The organism is Erwinia sp. 1181_3 (genome assembly GCF_052824965.1).
In genome coordinates this window covers 116,909-134,702 of sequence record NZ_VTDE01000006.1, presented here as the reverse complement: position 1 = coordinate 134,702, position 17,794 = coordinate 116,909, and the positions used below count along the sequence as shown (strand labels likewise).

General features: G+C 54.7%; 18 protein-coding genes. 5 read left to right on the top strand and 13 right to left on the bottom strand.

The features are described 5' to 3' along the window. Window positions 1-204: 204 nt before the first annotated feature. On the top strand, window positions 205-1,245 hold the full coding sequence (locus FY046_RS16310; protein WP_133842287.1) for a GMP reductase: 1,041 nt from the start codon (window positions 205-207) through the stop codon (window positions 1,243-1,245). Window positions 1,246-1,299: 54 nt separating this feature from the next. Here the strand turns inward: FY046_RS16310 and hofC are convergent, their stop codons facing one another. The 6 genes from hofC to FY046_RS16280 form a co-directional block, all read right to left on the bottom strand. Next, window positions 1,300-2,499, bottom strand: a complete 1,200-nt coding sequence (gene hofC / locus FY046_RS16305) for a protein transport protein HofC (protein ID WP_167863368.1) — start codon at window positions 2,497-2,499, stop codon at window positions 1,300-1,302. Beyond that, window positions 2,492-3,889, bottom strand: a complete 1,398-nt coding sequence (gene gspE, locus FY046_RS16300; protein ID WP_159336887.1) for a type II secretion system protein GspE — start codon at window positions 3,887-3,889, stop codon at window positions 2,492-2,494. Before gspE ends, hofC begins: the two co-directional genes overlap by 8 nt. Next, the gene (ppdD, locus tag FY046_RS16295) at window positions 3,886-4,329 is read right to left on the bottom strand and encodes a prepilin peptidase-dependent pilin (RefSeq protein ID WP_159336888.1); all 444 of its coding nucleotides are present in this window, start codon (window positions 4,327-4,329) and stop codon (window positions 3,886-3,888) included. Before ppdD ends, gspE begins: the two co-directional genes overlap by 4 nt. 242 nt (window positions 4,330-4,571) lie before the next feature. Beyond that, window positions 4,572-5,462 (bottom strand): carboxylating nicotinate-nucleotide diphosphorylase, encoded by an 891-nt coding sequence (gene nadC, locus FY046_RS16290; protein WP_133842283.1) that lies wholly within the window; start codon window positions 5,460-5,462, stop codon window positions 4,572-4,574. 80 nt (window positions 5,463-5,542) lie between these two features. Next, window positions 5,543-5,941 (bottom strand): tautomerase family protein, encoded by a 399-nt coding sequence (locus tag FY046_RS16285; RefSeq protein WP_446186288.1) that lies wholly within the window; start codon window positions 5,939-5,941, stop codon window positions 5,543-5,545. A 5-nt stretch (window positions 5,942-5,946) separates the two neighbouring features. Further along, window positions 5,947-6,267, bottom strand: a complete 321-nt coding sequence (locus tag FY046_RS16280) for a carboxymuconolactone decarboxylase family protein (protein ID WP_446186287.1) — start codon at window positions 6,265-6,267, stop codon at window positions 5,947-5,949. Window positions 6,268-6,371: 104 nt separating this feature from the next. Here FY046_RS16280 and FY046_RS16275 point away from each other — a divergent pair, with 104 nt between their 5' ends. After that, window positions 6,372-7,283: a LysR substrate-binding domain-containing protein gene (locus FY046_RS16275; RefSeq protein ID WP_133842280.1), complete on the top strand. Its 912-nt coding sequence runs from the start codon at window positions 6,372-6,374 to the stop codon at window positions 7,281-7,283. Here FY046_RS16275 and FY046_RS16270 read toward each other — a convergent pair. The 3 genes from FY046_RS16270 to FY046_RS16260 form a co-directional block, all read right to left on the bottom strand. Then, a complete protein-coding gene (locus FY046_RS16270) occupies window positions 7,270-7,929 on the bottom strand; it encodes an anti-sigma factor (protein WP_159336890.1) in 660 nt (219 codons plus the stop codon). The two genes, FY046_RS16275 and FY046_RS16270, sit on opposite strands and share 14 nt — an antisense overlap. Continuing rightward, window positions 7,926-8,471 carry an RNA polymerase sigma factor gene (locus tag FY046_RS16265; RefSeq protein WP_133842278.1) on the bottom strand — a complete coding sequence of 182 codons (546 nt, stop codon included), beginning with the start codon at window positions 8,469-8,471 and terminating at the stop codon, window positions 7,926-7,928. The genes FY046_RS16270 and FY046_RS16265 overlap by 4 nt, the downstream gene beginning before the upstream one ends. Before the next feature lie 126 nt (window positions 8,472-8,597). Next, the gene (locus tag FY046_RS16260) at window positions 8,598-9,155 is read right to left on the bottom strand and encodes a fasciclin domain-containing protein (protein WP_133842277.1); all 558 of its coding nucleotides are present in this window, start codon (window positions 9,153-9,155) and stop codon (window positions 8,598-8,600) included. A 261-nt stretch (window positions 9,156-9,416) separates the two neighbouring features. Between FY046_RS16260 and ampD the strand changes: the two genes are divergently transcribed. Both ampD and ampE read left to right on the top strand, forming a co-directional pair. Beyond that, complete coding sequence (gene ampD, locus FY046_RS16255) at window positions 9,417-9,986, top strand: 1,6-anhydro-N-acetylmuramyl-L-alanine amidase AmpD (RefSeq protein ID WP_159336891.1); 570 nt, start codon at window positions 9,417-9,419, stop codon at window positions 9,984-9,986. A 3-nt stretch (window positions 9,987-9,989) separates the two neighbouring features. Further along, the gene (gene ampE / locus FY046_RS16250; RefSeq protein WP_159336892.1) at window positions 9,990-10,844 is read left to right on the top strand and encodes a beta-lactamase regulator AmpE; all 855 of its coding nucleotides are present in this window, start codon (window positions 9,990-9,992) and stop codon (window positions 10,842-10,844) included. On the opposite strand, the gene FY046_RS16245 is transcribed toward ampE, so the two are convergent. The 4 genes from FY046_RS16245 to aroP (FY046_RS16230) all read right to left on the bottom strand — a co-directional run bounded on the left by FY046_RS16245 (window position 10,815) and on the right by aroP (FY046_RS16230) (window position 16,418). Further along, window positions 10,815-11,789, bottom strand: coding sequence for a glycoside hydrolase family 43 protein (locus tag FY046_RS16245; protein WP_167863370.1), 975 nt, complete (start codon window positions 11,787-11,789; stop codon window positions 10,815-10,817). The genes ampE and FY046_RS16245 overlap by 30 nt on opposite strands. Next, window positions 11,786-13,201, bottom strand: coding sequence for a glycoside-pentoside-hexuronide (GPH):cation symporter (locus FY046_RS16240; RefSeq protein ID WP_446186286.1), 1,416 nt, complete (start codon window positions 13,199-13,201; stop codon window positions 11,786-11,788). Before FY046_RS16240 ends, FY046_RS16245 begins: the two co-directional genes overlap by 4 nt. 170 nt (window positions 13,202-13,371) lie before the next feature. Further along, window positions 13,372-14,727, bottom strand: coding sequence for an aromatic amino acid transporter AroP (aroP, locus tag FY046_RS16235; RefSeq protein ID WP_133842272.1), 1,356 nt, complete (start codon window positions 14,725-14,727; stop codon window positions 13,372-13,374). Window positions 14,728-15,062: 335 nt separating this feature from the next. Beyond that, window positions 15,063-16,418 carry an aromatic amino acid transporter AroP gene (gene aroP, locus FY046_RS16230; protein ID WP_171149227.1) on the bottom strand — a complete coding sequence of 452 codons (1,356 nt, stop codon included), beginning with the start codon at window positions 16,416-16,418 and terminating at the stop codon, window positions 15,063-15,065. A 499-nt stretch (window positions 16,419-16,917) separates the two neighbouring features. Here aroP (FY046_RS16230) and pdhR point away from each other — a divergent pair, with 499 nt between their 5' ends. Beyond that, the gene (gene pdhR, locus FY046_RS16225; protein ID WP_133842270.1) at window positions 16,918-17,682 is read left to right on the top strand and encodes a pyruvate dehydrogenase complex transcriptional repressor PdhR; all 765 of its coding nucleotides are present in this window, start codon (window positions 16,918-16,920) and stop codon (window positions 17,680-17,682) included. Window positions 17,683-17,794 lie beyond the last annotated feature (112 nt).

The following is a 17,794-nucleotide window of genomic DNA, read 5'->3' as shown; positions in this document are numbered from 1 at the left end:
AAGGCAAATTTGAGGCACAGATCACAAGACAAATTCACAGGTAAATTTCTCGAATTGTAGCCTAAATAAATCAAATTTCGCAGTCTTGTCGGCGCGTTTTTAGCGCGTATGATAGCGTCACTGGAGCGGGCAATTTGCTTATGACCAAAAGTGTTGCCCGCAGAGTGCGTTATTGCACCAACGCCATCAACCAGGAAATCTGTTATGCGTATCGAAGAAGATATTAAGTTAGGCTTCAAAGATGTTCTTATCCGGCCAAAGCGTTCAACGCTGCAAAGCCGTTCTCAGGTTGAGCTGGAGCGTCAGTTTACCTTCAAGCATTCAGGTATTGCCTGGTCAGGCGTACCGATCATTGCCGCGAATATGGATACCGTCGGTACTTTCAGCATGGCACAAGCACTGGCCTCATTCGATATCCTCACCGCAGTGCATAAGCATTACAGCGTTGAGCAGTGGCGGGCATTTGTTGAGCGTTCCACGCCTGCGGTGCTTCAGCATGTCATGGTGTCGACCGGCACGTCTGAGGCAGATTTCCTGAAGTTACAACAAATCCTGGCGTTATCCCCGGCACTCAATTTTATCTGTATCGATGTGGCTAATGGCTACTCTGAGCACTTTGTGGCTTTCCTGCGGCGGGCACGCGAAGCCTGTCCGGGGAAAACCATCTGCGCCGGCAACGTCGTGACGGGCGAAATGGTCGAGGAACTGATCCTTTCCGGGGCAGATATTGTGAAAGTCGGTATCGGCCCGGGTTCTGTTTGTACTACCCGAGTGAAAACGGGGGTTGGCTACCCGCAGCTGTCTGCCGTTATTGAGTGTGCCGATGCGGCGCATGGATTGGGCGGCCAAATCGTGAGTGATGGTGGTTGTTCGGTGCCTGGCGATGTTGCAAAAGCTTTCGGTGGCGGAGCCGATTTTGTCATGCTTGGCGGTATGCTGGCGGCCCATGATGAATGTGAAGGGACGCTGGTCGAAGAGAACGGCGAACAGTTTATGCTGTTCTACGGCATGAGTTCAGAGTCGGCCATGAAGCGTCATGTAGGCGGTGTTGCGCAATACCGTGCAGCTGAAGGAAAAACCGTTAAATTGCCGCTTCGTGGGCCTGTTGAGTTTACCGCACGCGATATTCTCGGCGGCCTGCGTTCAGCTTGTACTTATGTGGGCGCTGAGCGCTTGAAAGAACTGACCAAGCGCACGACGTTTATTCGTGTTAATGAGCAGGAAAACCGCATTTTTAACCGATAAGAATAGCCTTTAACGCCACAAGTGCTCCCGCCCAACCGGGCGGGGACATGGTTTTTAGCCGAGCGCATCCCCTAACCGGAACACGGGCAGATACATCGCCACCACCAGCGTGCCCACAATTCCCCCAATGACCACCATCATTAATGGCTCTAGTGCGGCGGCCAACTGGTCTGCCAACTGATGGGTCTGTTGTTCATGCCAGCTTGCCAGTCTTTCCAGTAACGTATCCAGTGACCCTGACTCTTCGCCCACCTTGACCAACTGATAACACAGTGGGGTGAACAACGTATGCGACTTCAGCGCCTGATGCAGCGGATTACCGGCAGCGATATGTTGCTGTAACTGCATGATGGCCTCACGCCAGAGTAGGGGCGAAAGCGTTTTCTCAACCGCCTGAAGGCTTTGCAGCAGAGTCAGCCCGGCACGCTGAGTCATGGAGAGCGTGGTAAATATCTGGGTCAACAGACTGCCCTGATACAGCGTGGCAATCAGCGGCAATCTGAGTAACAGACGCTGTTCTCGCCGCTGCCAGGCTTGGGATGTCCTGCGCTGAACGTTCCAAAAAACACCGATACTCACAATAAACACCATAAATATCAGTGCCTGTTGCTGTAGTAGCTTAGAAAATGCAATGACCGCGGAGGTAAAGGCGGGGAGTGGCGCGTTGAAGGTGTGGTAAATTTCGACGAACTCCGGTAACACAAATACCAGCATACCGATGCTGACCAGCAGGGCGACCGCCAGAATAAAGAGTGGATAGCGTAGTGCTTTTTTCACTTTCAGCTGTAGCTGTTGCTGCCGTTCTTGCTGGCTTGCCAGTTGCTGGCAGCACTCATCCAGCTCCCCTGTCAGTTCGCCAATGTGCACCAGTGCCGGAAACAGCGGTGGGAAAACATCCGGCCATGCAGCCAGCGCCTGCGAGAAAGGTTCTCCGGCGGAAATGCTCTGCTGAAGCCGCAACAACAGCGCCTGCCAGCCGGGTTCAGGGTGATCTTCGCCCAGCAGCTGTAAACTGCCCGTCAGGGGAATTCCCGCTTTCAGTAACGTTGCCAACTGGCGGACAAATGCGTTCTTCTGTTGCCACTGCCAGTGACGCGGAGCATAGCTGCGGCCACGGGCGATCTTTAACGGGAGCTGATGAACAGCCGCAAGATCCTCAATAATCTGCCCGGCGCTGGTGGCAAAACTGCTTCCCTGATGTAACTGCCCGTCGTCGTCAATCGACTGCCAGCGGAAAAGTGTTCGTTTATTCATCACTACCACCCGCTACACGGGTTAACTCTTCCAGAGTGGTATCGCCACGATTCACGCAGTGAAGCCCCTCAACAAACAGTGAGTTCAGTCCTTGTTGACGTGCAATATCTGCCAGCTCTTCCGGGCGTGCCGATTTTGCCAGCGCATTTTGCAGCCGCGCAGTGATGGGTAGTAGCTCAAACAGTGGCAGACGCCCATAGAAACCAGAAAAACAGTGTTCACAACCCACCGCACGCCAGTTCTGCACGGTACCCGGCCAGATATGAGGCGGAAAATGGGCCGTTGCTTCTGCGGGCTGGCGGCAGTGTTTGCACAGCCTGCGAACCAGACGTTGAGCAATCACCAGTTTGAGCGCAGAGGCCAGCAGATAGCCTGGCACCCCCATTTGCCCCAAACGTACCAGCGTTTCAGTGGTGGAGTTAGTATGCAGAGTCGATAGCACCAGATGTCCAGTTTGAGCGGCTTTAACGGCGATCTCAGCGGTTTCTCCATCGCGGATCTCACCGATCATAATGACATCGGGATCCTGGCGCAGCAGGGCGCGTAATACGCGATGAAAATCGAGCCCGGATCGGGCATGAATCTGGGTTTGGTTCACGCCTGCCAGGGGGATCTCCACCGGATCTTCCACGCTGCAAAGATTACGTGTGGCGACATTTAGCCAACTGAGGCCACTGTAAAGCGTGAACGTTTTTCCACTTCCAGTGGGGCCGGTGACCAGAATCATTCCCTGAGGGCGGGATAATGCATCACGGTAGCGCTTGAGAAGCGGGCCAGGCATACCGATATTCTCCAGTGCAATTGCCCGCGTATCGCTTTGCAACAGGCGCACCACCGCCTTTTCACCAAAGCGGGTGGGCAGCGTCGACAGGCGAAATGATTCCGTCGTATTGTTCAGCGCCAGTGAAAACTGCCCGTCCTGTGGGACGCGGCGTTCCGCAATATCGAGGCCCGCAAGAATTTTAAGTCGTGCGATGAGTGCTGCGCTATTTTCACAGCCTGTTGCCGGCAGCAGTTGCATGACGCCATCGACGCGCAAGCGCAGACGTAACCCATTTTCCTGTGGTTCGATATGTAGGTCAGAGGCACGTTTTTGCAGTGCCTGGGCCAGCAGATAATCCACTTTTTCTACCGCTGTACCGCTATGCTCTTCCGGGGCAGGTTCTTGCGCGGCTGTTGTCATTGTCTGTCGGGAAAACTGCTCCAGCCTTGCCTGTGGCCAGCATTCGACATTAATTGCGCTATGCGTAGCGAAGCGTAATTCAGTCATCATTTCATGACTGGGTGAGTCTGCCAGCGCAATGTGAAGCCGTTGCGGATTGCATTCAATAATTACGGCTTGGTAACGGTGGCAGATAGCCTCCAGCGCCCGCTGTGTCTCTACTGTCATGGCGTCTCATCCTCATCAAAACGGAATACATCCTGACAGGCGTCCTTCAGTCCGCTATTGGTGCTGCTACAACTGCGCTGCCAGCTTAACTGGCCATCATTGCTATTCCACTGGGGGCTCAGTTTCACACTCAGCCCTTTGAGGCTCTCCTGGCCGGTAAGCGTGATGACTCCTGCATTGGTGGTCAGTGCCGAAACATAGCGTGAGGTCCGTTCAGCCGGAACCCCGTTACTCCCCGCGCTACAGTTTCCACTGCCACCGCGTTCAATGGCGCACAGCTCTACGGCAGTTTTATACGGCATAGCCGTTTGCAGCATATCGGTGAGTGCGGCTTTTTGCAGATAGCCCTGGTAAGCGGGCAGGCCGATGGCGCTGAGAATGGCAATAATCGCGATGACAATCATCAGTTCGATCAGGGTAAAGCCCTCTTGGTAGTTCATGGTAAACCTCCTTGTGTATTGAGGCTGGCAACATAAACCCGGGATGTGCGGTCAGCCAGCGGCAAACGGCAGCTTTCAGAGGAGGGACGTAAAGAGTTTTGGGCGTTACAGAGAGTTGCGGGTAACCAGGAAGCCATCTCGCAAAACCGAAACGCAGGCAGAAAAAAGGCCAGCATGTATGGCTGGCCTGGGGTACAACGTGGACATTGTCTGACGCGATATCTCTTAAGCGTCGTTACCTTTTAGCGAAAGCGCATCGACAGGTCGAGGGCACGCACATGTTTGGTCAGAGCACCTACGGAAATATAGTCCACGCCAGTTTCGGCAAAGGTCCGCAGGGTTTTATCCGTCACATTACCCGACACTTCCAGCAGTGCACGGCCATCGCTCAACGTGACGGCTGCACGCATCTGTTCAACGGTAAAGTTGTCCAGCATCACGATGTCAGCACCGGCCTGCAACGCCTGTTCCAGCTCGTCCAGCGATTCAACTTCCACTTCTACCGGTACATCAGGGCGCAGCCAGGAGGCTTTCTCGACCGCCTTGGCAATCGAGCCGCAGGCAATAATGTGGTTCTCTTTGATCAGAAACGCATCGGACAAACCCAGGCGATGGTTCGCTCCACCGCCGCACAGAACGGCATACTTCAGCGCAGTGCGCAGCCCCGGCAGGGTTTTACGCGTGTCGAGCAACTGTGTGCGTGTGCCTTCCAGCAGGGCAACATAGCGGCTGACTTCTGTCGCCACGCCCGAGAGCGTCTGCACAAAGTTCAGCGCGGTGCGTTCAGCCGTGAGGATCAACGGCGCCGGGCCGGTGACTTCAAACAGGATTTGATCGGCGGTGATCGCATCACCATCTTCAACGTGCCAGGTCACTTGCGCGTTGTCGCCCAACTGGATAAACACCTCTTCTACCCAGCGTTTACCACAAAAAACACCGGGTTCACGCGTGATGACTACCGCATGAGACAGGGTGTCGGCAGACAGCAGGCTGGCGGTGATGTCTTTACAGGGATCGATTTCCCCGCCCAGATCTTCACGCAGCGCCTGGGCAACGCCAGGGGGAATATCATCTTCAATACGGCCCATCAATTCAGCTCGGCGGCTGTCCGGATCGTAACGGCGGGAGGTCATGATCAAACTCCGAAAGGTCGGATAACAGAGGCTGACATGCTAGCGCGTTTACTGCACCCATACCAGCCAGCGCCACGTGATCATCCGTCATTCTCCACCTGCCAGTGAAAGGCGTTACCGCTGGCAAAAGACCAGTCCTCTGGCTGCGTAAAGCTCAGGGTGACCATCACATCCTCCGGGCGCACCGACAGTTCAGAGGCCAATCGGTGTGCCAGATGATGATAGAACTGATGTTTTTGCTGTGTCGAGCGGGGCCGGCCGGCAGTGATATGGAACCAGATAAATCCCTCCGAGCGTGGGCCGCCAAGATAGTGGCGCGGGAACACGCGCTGGCCTGGCGCATATTCATCCAGTAGCTGAAAACAGTCGTCGGTGGGGACGTCGAAGAAGTCCACCAGGGTGCGGTGCAGAATCTCAGACAACGCCTGACGGAAAACAGGCGTTGTGCCTGCGGGCAGGGCAATACGGCTGAAAGGCATGTCGGTTACTCCTGAGGTTGATGACCGGGCTGGGGTAAATGGCCGAGGGCTGAGACGGCAGCGGGCCAGCCGCAGTAGAACGCCAGGTGCGTCATTACTTCGGCCAGTTCGGCGTTACTCAGGCCATGTTGCCGGGCAAAATCCAGGTGCCAGGGTAACTGCTGGTCGCGGCCGAGGGCGATTAACGCTGCCACCGTGATCAGGCTGCGCTCGCGCTTACTCAGTTCGGGTCTCTGCCAGATCGTGCCGAACAGTGTCTGCTCAGTTATCGCTGCCAGCGTGGGCGCGACGCTGGCCAGGCTGTGACGGTCAAGAGGGGGGGTCATGTTGCTGTTCCTGTAGTGAGGAAGAAGTCAGCAGCATAGAACGCGAAAATAGTTTATAAAATCGCATAGATTGGTATCGATAATCCCGAAAAACAGGATGATTAATGCAACCGTTTAAACGTATGACTTTCGATCTGGATGCGTTACGCACGTTTGTTCTCGGTATTGAACTGGGAAGTTTTGCGCAGGCGGCCGATCGCCTGAACCGCTCGACATCTGCCGTCAGCGCACAGCTTAAAAAACTGGAACAGCAAACGGGGTTACTCCTGTTGCAGAAAAGCGGGCGACGCCTGATGCTCACTGATGATGGAGAGTTACTGATGGCTTACGGGCGGCGCCTGCTGGCGCTCAATGATGAAGCGTTTAGCGCATTGTCCGGGCGGGATATTGCTGGCAACGTGCGCATTGGGTTACAGGAAGATTTTGGCGAGACGTTGCTGCCAGCGCTGCTGGGGCAGTTTTCCCGGGCACACCCTCTGATACAGATCTCCGCGCGCATCGGGCGTAACAGCGAACTACTTCAGGGAATTCGTCAGGGAGAGCTGGATCTGGCACTGTGCTGGCAGGGTGAGGAAACCTCACGTTTTATGCAGCCACTACCCGCTGCACCGCTGTGCTGGATAGGATGTGATGAGTCGCCGTTTACGCAATGGATGGAACAAGGTGATGTTTTACCGCTGCTGCTGTTTGATGCACCTTGTGTGATGCGGACCCGTGCTATTGATGCACTGGACCATGCTGCAATTCCGTGGCGGGTGGCATTTACCAGCCGGAGTCTGAGTGGAATCTGGGCCGCCGCTGCCGCCGGGTTGGGCGTGACGCTACGTAGCGGGTTTGGCCTGCCAGTCGGACTACAGCGACTGCAGCATCCGCTGTTGCCGCAAGTGGCCGATTTAGGCCTGGTGCTGCATCTGGGGCAGGAGATTTTACCTCCTGCCGCCGCTCGTTTACGCGAAATACTGCTTGCACAGCTGGCCCCGGTGTTGCCGCAGGCCAGCCTCGCTACAGCGGGATAACTTTACCGCTGTACAGTACGGGGCCGGTCGGCTGCCCGGTTGGGGAGCCACCGCGCGGTTCAAGACTGATAGCAAGCGTTGGCAGGCTGGCCAGCTGAATTTCCTTCACGGCCACCTGCTGAAGAGCTGAATGATCAATCAGCCCAAGCGATTGCGGTTTTTCCCCTGGCGGGATCAGCCACAGCTGCAAGCTGCGATCGGACTGCACGGCAGAGGCATTGATGGCCTGGACTGTGAGCTGCGTTTTATCCGGGCTGAGGCTGACCACCCAGGATCCTTGCTGGCTGTCACCGTTAAGGACCGCCACGGTCTGCGGTGCCGGAGGCACAGTAAACTGGTTATACAGCAATGCCCCGGCAAACGAGGCGGCCAGCGCCCAGCCGAGCCATGGCCAGCGCACACTGCTCTTACGCATTTTATCGGCAGGAAGCCCACGGGCGATGCGTTGCCACACCGCTTCCGGCGGGATAACAGGCGTAACCCGCTGATCCAGCTCAGAGAGTGAATTCTGCCAACGGCTGACTTCTGCCGCCAGCTCAGGTTCCTGCGTCAGGCGACGGGCAAAACGCTGGCGTGCTGCACCACGCAGGGTGCCAAGGGCATATTCTGCGGCCAGTGCTGAGTCAAAATCGCGTCTGCTTTTCATATGCCCACACACTCTTTTAGTTGAGTTAATGCACGGCGGATCCAGCTTTTAATGGTTCCGGCAGGCTGCTCCAGGTGCAGGGCAATTTCACTGTGCGACAGCCCCTGGTAATACGCCAGCGTGATGCTTTGCCGCTGTTCAGACGTCAACTGCGTCATACAGTCTGCCAGCCTGCGCGACTCCGAGCCTGAAGGTAACTCTGCTGGTGAACGGTCAACATCGAAAAGGGTGTCATCCTCTTCCAGTTCTTCAACGCGGTTGTCCTGCAGGCGCAGATAATCAATAGCGCGATTGCGCACAATATTGGTGAGCCAGGTCTTGGGGGCACTGAGCGCCGGGTCGAAGCTGCCAGCACGCTGCCAGACAGTAAGGAAACTGTCGTGCAGAACCTCTTCTGCCCAGTCGCGTCGGCGTAACATCCGCAATGCGATGGCAAAAAGGTAGGGTGAATAACGGTGGTAGGTCGCTTCAAAAGCCCGTTTATCGCCGGCCGCAATGGCCTTCATTAACAAAATCTGGCTATCTGTTACGTCGTCCGTCATGAAACGTCCTGAAAAAAAAGAGGTGCAGAAGGAGTATGAAAAAAACCTGCTGCACCAATTATATACCCTTTATTTTTACATCAGCGGGTATATTTAATTTTTCCCTTGGTGTTGGCACACGATGGATTAAGGCATCAGTACCGTATCAATTACATCAATCACGCCATTTTTTTGTTGCACGTCATAGGTGCTGATATTGGCAACATTGCCTTTATCATCTTTTACCTGAATATTGTGTGGGCCATTCATCATCAGCCACAACGGGGCGCCATTCACGGTTTTCAGCTCAGTGCTGCCGTTGCCTTGTTTGATTTTTTTCACCAGCGTCTTCATATCATACTTTCCGGCCACCACATGGTAGGTCAGCACGCTGGTCAGCGTTGCTTTGTTTTCCGGCTTCAGCAGGTTATCCACCGTGCCAGCGGGCAGCTTGGCGAAAGCGGCATTGGTGGGGGCGAAGACGGTGAAGGGGCCAGGGCCTTGCAGTGTATCCGCGAGGCCTGCCGCTTTTACAGCAGCGACCAGCGTGGTGTGATCTTTCGAGTTCAGGGCATTCTCAACGATATTATGGGAAGGGAGCATAGCGGCCCCACCCACCATCACGGTATTCTTGGACATCTCAGCCATTGATGCGGCACTGAACAACACTGAGAGACACAGAGCGGTACGGATGAACGTTTTCATGATGAATTCCTTTGGGTAAGAGAAGGCATTTTTGCCTTACATAGTCCCGTCATGTTTGAAGCGGCAACGGCATGAGCATCATCGGATGCTGGCCTGCTGTAACCCCAATTATGCTGGTTATATCTATCTACGGTTGAGAGTGGAAATCGGATGCAAAAAGATGAAAATATTTTTTGCCACAGTAAAAAGGCCGACAGATAAGTTTGATTAAGCTGAAAAAAACCATGTTAATCTGCGAGAGTCTGAACACAGGAGATCGGTATGCAGTTGCAAGATGGGTGGATCGCTGGCGTGCGGCATGTTCCGTCGCCGCATGTTAATCAGCGACCTGACGATGAAGCACCTTCACTGCTGGTGGTGCACAATATCAGTTTGCCGCCCGGTGAGTTTGGTGGCCCCTGGATCGATGCGCTGTTTACCGGTCAGCTTGATCCTGGCATTCATCCCTATTTCGCTGATATCTGTCATTTACAGGTGTCTGCGCACTGTCTGATCCGCCGCGACGGCGAGATCGTGCAGTATGTGCCTTTTCATCTGCGGGCATGGCACGCCGGGGTTTCTCGCTATCAGGGGCGTGAAGTCTGTAATGATTTCTCCGTAGGTATCGAGCTGGAAGGCACGGATACGCTGCCCTATACCGATGCGCAATATCAGGCGTTGCAGGCCGTGACGCAGCTGTTAATTGAACACTACCCGATGATGGCGCAGCACATCACCGGGCACAGCGATATTGCACCTGAACGTAAGACGGACCCTGGACCCTCTTTCGACTGGGCGCGTTTTCGCGCCGACCTTGGGCATAACACCCTGACCACACTCAATGGGAGTTAAGGCATGACGTTATTCAGCCTGTTGCTGGTTCTCGGATGGGAACGATTATTTAAAATGGGTGAACACTGGCAACTGGATCATCATCTGGTGCCACTGTTCCGCGCTCGTCAGCGTTTTTCTCTGGTGCGTACGCTGTTGATGGTTGTGATGATCATGGCTATCGTCGCTCTGTGCTTACTGGCGCTAAAAGGGCTGTTTTTTGGAGTGCCTAAGCTGCTGTTCTGGATACTGATCGGCCTCCTCTGTATTGGCGCCGGGTCGGTGCGTCTGCACTATCACGCTTATCTGAAGGCGGCCAGCCATAACGACACTGATGCTCATAACGCCATGATTGAGGAATTGACGTTGATCCACGGCGTACCCGGCGAGTGTAGCGAACGTGAGTTTTTGTCTGAACTGCAAAATGCGCTGCTGTGGATTAACTACCGTTTCTATCTGGCACCGCTATTCTGGTTCGTGGTGGGGGGCACTTGGGGGCCGGTGCTGCTGGTGGGCTATGCGTTCCTGCGTGCCTGGCAGAGCTGGCTGGCGCGGCAGCAGAATCCGCTGGCGCGCGCGCAGTCCGGTGTTGATGCCATTCTGCACTGGGTTGACTGGATCCCGGTACGGTTGGTGGGCGTAGCTTATGCCTTGCTGGGGCACGGTGAGCGTGCATTACCCGCGTGGTTTGCGTCTCTGGGCGATCGCCACACACCGCAGTATCAGGTGCTGACACGTCTGGCCCAGTTCTCACTGGCGCGCGATCCCCACCTGGATAAGGTGGAGACCCCGCGTGTGGCAGTGATGCTGGCGAAAAAAGTGTCGCTGGTCCTCGTGGTGGTGGTGGCGTTACTGACTATTTACGGCACGCTGGTGTAACACGCTGTCTGCAGGTGGTGTGCCGAACTGCGGCATGCCATCGGCACTCCAGCTGAATGTTTTCACCCGGGTATGGCGGTTAGGGTCGTATAGCGGGTCACCTTCAATTTCGGTGTAATTGCGTGCGTGATACACCAACACGTCTTCGCCGTTCTCCCCGACCGTAAAACTGTTGTGGCCCGGACCATATTGATGGTTCTCCCAGTCGGTGGTAAACACGGGCGCAGCAGATTTGTGCCAGTTTTCTGGCTGTAGCGGGTCCGCATCGACATCAATCCACAACAGCCCCATACAGTAATTCTCATCGGTGGCGCTGGCCGAGTAGCTGACAAACAGGCGCCTGCCGTGATGTATTGCCGCCGGGCCTTCATTGACGCTAAATCCTGCACACTCCCATTCATACTGCGGGCGGCTGAGCATCACCGGCTCGCCTTTTATCTGCCAGGGGGTAGCCAGCTCTGCCAGGTAGAGGTTGGAATTACCGGGGATGGCCGGATCTTTCTGCGCCCACAGATACCAGTTTTTCCCCTGATGGACGAAGTGTGTGGCATCCAGCGCGAAGCTGTCGATGGGGGTCAGGATCTGTCCGCGTTCGACCCATTCTCCTTTCAGTGGATCGATATCATCGCAGGTGAGGGCAAACATGCGGTGCTGGAACAGACCTTGTTTAATCTCCTGTGATGGCGCTGCCGCAAAATAGATCACCCACTGGCCGTCAATCAGATGCAGTTCCGGTGCCCAAATCAGGGCGCTCATGGGGCCATGCTCAGGTTTGCGCCAGACGACGACGGCATCGGCCTGTGCCAGTTCTGCCAGGGTAGCGGCGCGGCGGATCTCCAGCCTGTCGTACTCCGGTACCGACGCGATAAAATAGTAGCTCCCCTGATGGCGCAGAATAAAGGGATCGGCGCGCTGTTCAATCAACGGGTTAGGCCAGTGGTTCATCGTGCGGCTCCTTGTGGTTTGGTTTTCAGTTCTTTGTGTTCGTGATAGTCGTTCAGCTCCTGATAGTTTGTACGGCGCTGTTCAAGGTCGCTCTGGATTTGTAGCATCAGTGTGCGGTCCACTTTCAGCAGGCGAACCACGCCAGCCGTAATCAGGTATCCCACCGCAGGGATAACGGTAAACAGCAGCACGATACCGTTCAGCGCAGCGGCGCTTTGTTGTTTCGCGCCAGCATTGTAACCGTACCAGGAGAGCAGGAAACCGACCATGGCACCGGCCACCGCCAGCCCGACTTTGAGGAAGAACAGGTTGCCGGAGAAGCTGATACCGGTAATGCGTTTACCGGTTTTCCACTCACCGTAGTCATCAACGTCGGCCATCAACGACCAGTGCAGTGGTGACGGGATTTGATGCAGGATGTTCAGCAGGAAGTACATCACCAGCACCAGCATCGTTGCCTGCGGGTCAAGGAAGTAAAAGCCACCGGAGAATGCTGCCAGCACGATGTTGGTCCAGAAGAACACTTTCAGCTTGCACCAGCGGTCGGTCAGGATCTTCGCCAGCGTACTGCCGATCATCATGCCTACCACGCCAAGGCTGATAAACAGCGTGGCGAAGTGAGTCGATTGCTGCATCACCCAGGTGACGTAATACATGGTGGCAGCCATACGAATAAAGCCAGGGCAGACGTTGCAGAAGGTCAGCAGCAATATGCGTACCCACTGATCGTTCTTCCACACGTCGCGCAGGTCAGCTTTCAGGTCGTCATTGCTGGGCACTGCCGGACGAATACGCTCGCGTACCGTGGCAAAGCTGAACAGGAACATCAGCAGTGCCACCAGCGCCATCACACCCATAGCCATCTGGTAGCCGCGCGCCTTGTTGTCACCGCCAAACCACTCTGCCAGCGGCAGCAGCGTCAGTGACAGGATCAGCGTGGCAATCCCGACCATCACAAACCGGTACGACTGGCAGGAGACGCGTTCGCCGGGATCGTTGGTGATCACGCCACCCAGGGAACAGTAGGGGATATTGATCGCGGTATAGGTCAGCGACATCAGGAAGTAGGTCGCAAACGCCCATATGACTTTGCTGTTATAGCTCCAGTCTGGAGTGGTGAACATCAGCACACTGAACAGCACATAGGGTACGGAGACCCACAGTAACCAGGGGCGGAAACGACCCCAGCGACTCTGAGTCCGGTCGGCAATCGCACCCATAATCGGGTCCGTGACTGCATCCAGCACCCTGACAGATAACAGGAGAACGCCCACCAATGCAGGCGCCAGTCCGAAGACATCCGTATAAAAATAGTTAAGAAAGAGCATGATGGCGCCGCCGATCATATTGCATCCGGCATCGCCCATTCCGTAACCAATTTTCTCTCTGACTGAGAGTTTTGAGCCCTTCATGGATAATTCTCCCGCGTGTCTTTAGTGCTTGAGAGTATTCACGCTTATCGGATGCGGTGCGCAGGTGCAAAACGTCGCAGAGATGGACAAAACGCCTGGAGAGGGGAAAGTGTGAAGCAGATAACAATTCGGCCAGCAAGTGCTGGCCGAATCAACAGCGGGCGTGATGATTACGCGCGCTGTGTGCGGTTTTTAATCCAGTAACCCACGGCGAGGATCAGTACCCATACCGGGATCAGCCAGACAGAGATCGCCATGCCTGGGGTCATTGCCATCAGTACCAGAATTCCCGCGAGGAACAGCAGACAAATCCAGTTACCCAACGGATAAAGCAGCGCCGGGAAGCGGGTGGTGACACCCTGCTGATCTTTCTTACGGCGGAACTTCATATGCGCGAGGCTGATCATCGCCCAGTTGATCACCAGAGCTGAGACCACCAGCGCCATCAGCAGACCAAACGCCTCACCCGGCATCAGATAGTTGAGCAGTACGCACAATGCCGTCGCAATCGCGGAGAACAGGATAGAGATCACCGGCACGCCGCGGCTGTCGACTTTTAACAGCGCTTTAGGGGCATTACCCTGCTGCGCCAGGCCAAACAACATACGGCTGTTACAGTAAACGCAGCTGTTGTATACCGACAGCGCAGCCGTCAGGATCACCACGTTAAGGGCATTCGCCACCAGCGCATCACCCAGCTCGTGGAAAATCAGAACGAACGGGCTGGTATCAGACGTCACGCGGGTCCATGGCATCAGCGACAGCAGGACCGCCAGGGAACCAATGTAGAAAATCAGAATGCGGTAAATCACCTGATTGGTGGCTTTTGGAATGCTGGTTTCCGGGTTATCCGCTTCCGCAGCGGTAATGCCGACCAGTTCAAGACCCCCGAAGGAGAACATGATAATCGCCATCATCATGATCAGCCCGCTAAAGCCATTGGGCAGGAAGCCGCCCTGTTCCCAAAGGTTACGCACGCTGGCCTGTGGGCCACCCGTGCCGCTGAACAGCAGCCAGCAACCGAACAGGATCATAGCCACCACGGCAACGACTTTAATAATCGCGAACCAGAACTCCATCTCACCAAACACTTTCACGTTGGTCAGGTTGATGGCGTTGATGAGCACAAAGAACACCGCTGCCGACATCCAGGTAGGAATATCCGGATACCAGAACTGAATATATTTGCCTACGGCTGTCAGCTCTGCCATCGCCACCAGCACATACAGTACCCAGTAGTTCCAGCCAGAGGCGAAACCGGCAAAGTTGCCCCAGTATTTATAAGCAAAGTGGCTGAAGCTTCCGGCTACCGGCTCTTCTACCACCATCTCGCCCAGCTGGCGCATGATCAGGAAGGCAATAAATCCGGCAATAGCATAACCCAGTATGACGCCTGGTCCTGCGGATTGGATGACCGATGCGCTGCCCAGAAACAGACCGGTACCAACGGCACCGCCTAATGCGATCAGCTGAATATGGCGGTTTTTCAAGCCACGTTTCAGCGTTTCGCCCTGCTGATGTTCCATGTATGACCTCATGATGTTTTATTATTTTTTATGTCTACGGCTGGCCCTGTTATCCAGGTGTATTAAAAACTTTACGACACTGTGTAAGTAAATATAATTCAAGGCGTAGCCTCAGGATGAGAATAGTGCTATGTGCAGAGGTTTGCACTCGCTTTCTGATAAACATGCGCAGGAACGACTAAAAAAGCAGCGCGGCGTCTCATTTATCGCTGTATTTGTTTTGTCATAAATTATCGAAAATGACGAATAACATTGTCTTATGACGGGGCGTTACGAGTGGGGCTGAAGAACGTTCCGGCCGTAGGCTGCCGGAACGTGGATAAAGGAGAGGGAGATCAGGTGCGCGAAGTGCGGCGCTTAACCTGGTAGCCGATAGCCAGGATGCCAATCCATACCGGGATCAACCACACCGAAATAGCCATACCCGGCGTCATTGCCATAATAACCAGCACCCCAGCCATAAAGACCAGGCACAGCCAGTTGCCAAACGGATAAAACAGGGCCTTAAAGCGAGGCTGAACCCCCTGCTCGACGAGGCGTTTGCGGAACCGCAGGTGGGAAAGGCTGATCATGGCCCAGTTGATCACCAGCGTGGAAACCACCAGCGCCATCAGCAGCTCGAAAGCAGAAGCGGGCATCAGATAGTTGAGCAGCACGCCGAAGGCGGTGGCAGTGGCAGACATCAGGATAGCGGCGACCGGCACACCTCGTGAATCAACTTTTAGCAGGGCTTTTGGTGCATTACCCTGCTGCGCCAGGCCAAACAACATGCGGCTGTTGCAGTAAACGCAGCTGTTATAGACCGACAGTGCCGCGGTCAGGATCACCACATTCAGTGCGTTAGCCACCAGAGCATCACCCAGCTCGTGGAAAATCAGTACAAACGGGCTGGTATTTGCTGTCACACTCGTCCATGGCATCAGCGACAGCAGCACGGTGAGTGAACCGACATAGAAAATCAGGATGCGCCAGATCACCTGATTGATTGCCGTCGGGATGCTTTTTTCCGGGTTCTCTGCTTCTGCGGCGGTCAGGCCGATCATTTCCAGCCCGCCAAAGGAGAACATGATGATGGCCATCATCATCACCAGCCCGCCCATGCCGTGCGGCATAAAGCCACCCTGGCTCCACAGGTTACTGATGCTTGCCTGTGGGCCGCCTGTGCCGCTGAACAGTAGCCAGCCGCCAAAGGCAATCATCGCGACAACGGCGATAACCTTAATAATGGCAAACCAGAACTCCAGTTCGCCAAACACCTTCACATTGGTCAGGTTGAGCGCATTGATGATCACGAAGAACACCGCCGCTGTCATCCAGGTCGGAATGTCCGGATACCAGAACTGGATATATTTGCCCACGGCGGTCAGTTCAGCCATCGCCACCAGCACGTAGAGCATCCAGTTGTTCCAGCCGGAGGCCAGGCCCGCAAAAGCGCCCCAGTATTTGTGGGCGAAGTGACTGAAACTGCCGGCAACTGGCTCCTCGACAACCATCTCACCCAGCTGACGCATAATCAGGAAGGCGATAAACCCGGCAATGGCATAGCCCAGAATGACTGCCGGACCGGCGGATTTGATCACCGATGCACTGCCCAGAAACAGTCCTGTGCCCACTGCCCCGCCTAATGCGATCAGCTGAATATGGCGGTTTTTTAATCCGCGCTGCAGCGTCTCTCCCGGTTGTTGCTCCATAATAATCCTCGTAATGCGCTTTCTGTGTATGACTGCATCGGCTAAAAAACCAATAACATACTGATATATTTACACTTATGTCAGTACGAAAATGCGTATGAGTCTGGTATGGCGCAGAGAATAATGTTAGGAGCGGTACTTTGCACTTTCTTTCTCATTATGTGTGCTGGGTTGGATAAAAAACCACCGATCGCACCGGGTGCGATAAGGTAAATAACAAGATGCAGAAAAGGGTAATAACGCCTTATCTGCGAAGGTATGGGTATCGTATTCTATCCACTAAGCTGCTGCCTGCTTTCGAAAAAGTGACGAAATTTAACATTTGTCGTCAGGTAAATTCGCGTGTCAACGGCGTGCCTGTGCCCTGACAGAGAAGGAGACGGCGGTCTGGTTTCGGGCAGTTGCCATATGGACATCAGGTGAATACTTTGTTACTTTACGGGCACCTTTTTGCAATTGGTATTACCAATTTACTCTGGCAAATCGAAAAGAAGGGATGATGGCCTACAGCAAGATCCGCCAACCTAAGCTCTCTGATGCTATTGAGCAGCAGCTTGAGTCCCTGATTATGGAAGGGACACTGCGTCCCGGAGAAAAACTGCTGCCTGAGCGAGAGCTGGCCGTGCAGTTCGATGTCTCCCGTCCCTCCCTGCGCGAAGCTATTCAGCGTCTGGAAGCCAAGGGCCTGCTATTACGCCGTCAGGGCGGTGGTACCTTCGTCCAAACCAATTTGTGGAAAAGCCTGAGCGACCCGCTCGTAGAATTACTTGCCGGCCATCCTGAATCCCAGTTCGACCTGCTCGAAACACGTCATGCACTGGAAGGGATTGCTGCCTATTACGCCGCATTGCGCGGCACTGACGACGATCTGGAACGCATCCGCGACTGCCATCTGCATATTCAGACCGCCCAGCAAAATGGCGATCTCGACGCAGAAGCGGGAGCGGTGATGCAGTATCAGATCGCTGTAACAGAAGCGGCGCATAATGTGGTGTTACTGCATTTGCTTCGTAGCATGGGTCCGATGCTGGAACAGAACGTCAGACAGAACTTCGAAATGCTCTACACGCGTCGTGAGATGCTGGAGAAAGTAAGTAGCCACCGCGCCAGTATTTTTGAGGCGATTGTGGCACGTGAGCCAGAGCAGGCACGCGAGGCTTCACACCGCCACTTGGCGTTTATCGAGGAAGTATTGCTGGACAGAAGTCGGGAGCAAAGTCGTAGAGAGCGCTCCTTGCGACGTTTACAGCAACGTAAGGATTAACGCGTAAATATAACGCGGCACGTACCTATAAAGGTATAAACGACGGGCCTGTCTCTTTGTATTTTGCCCACAGAGCACAAAGAGACAGGCTCCAGACAATTCAACGTAATTA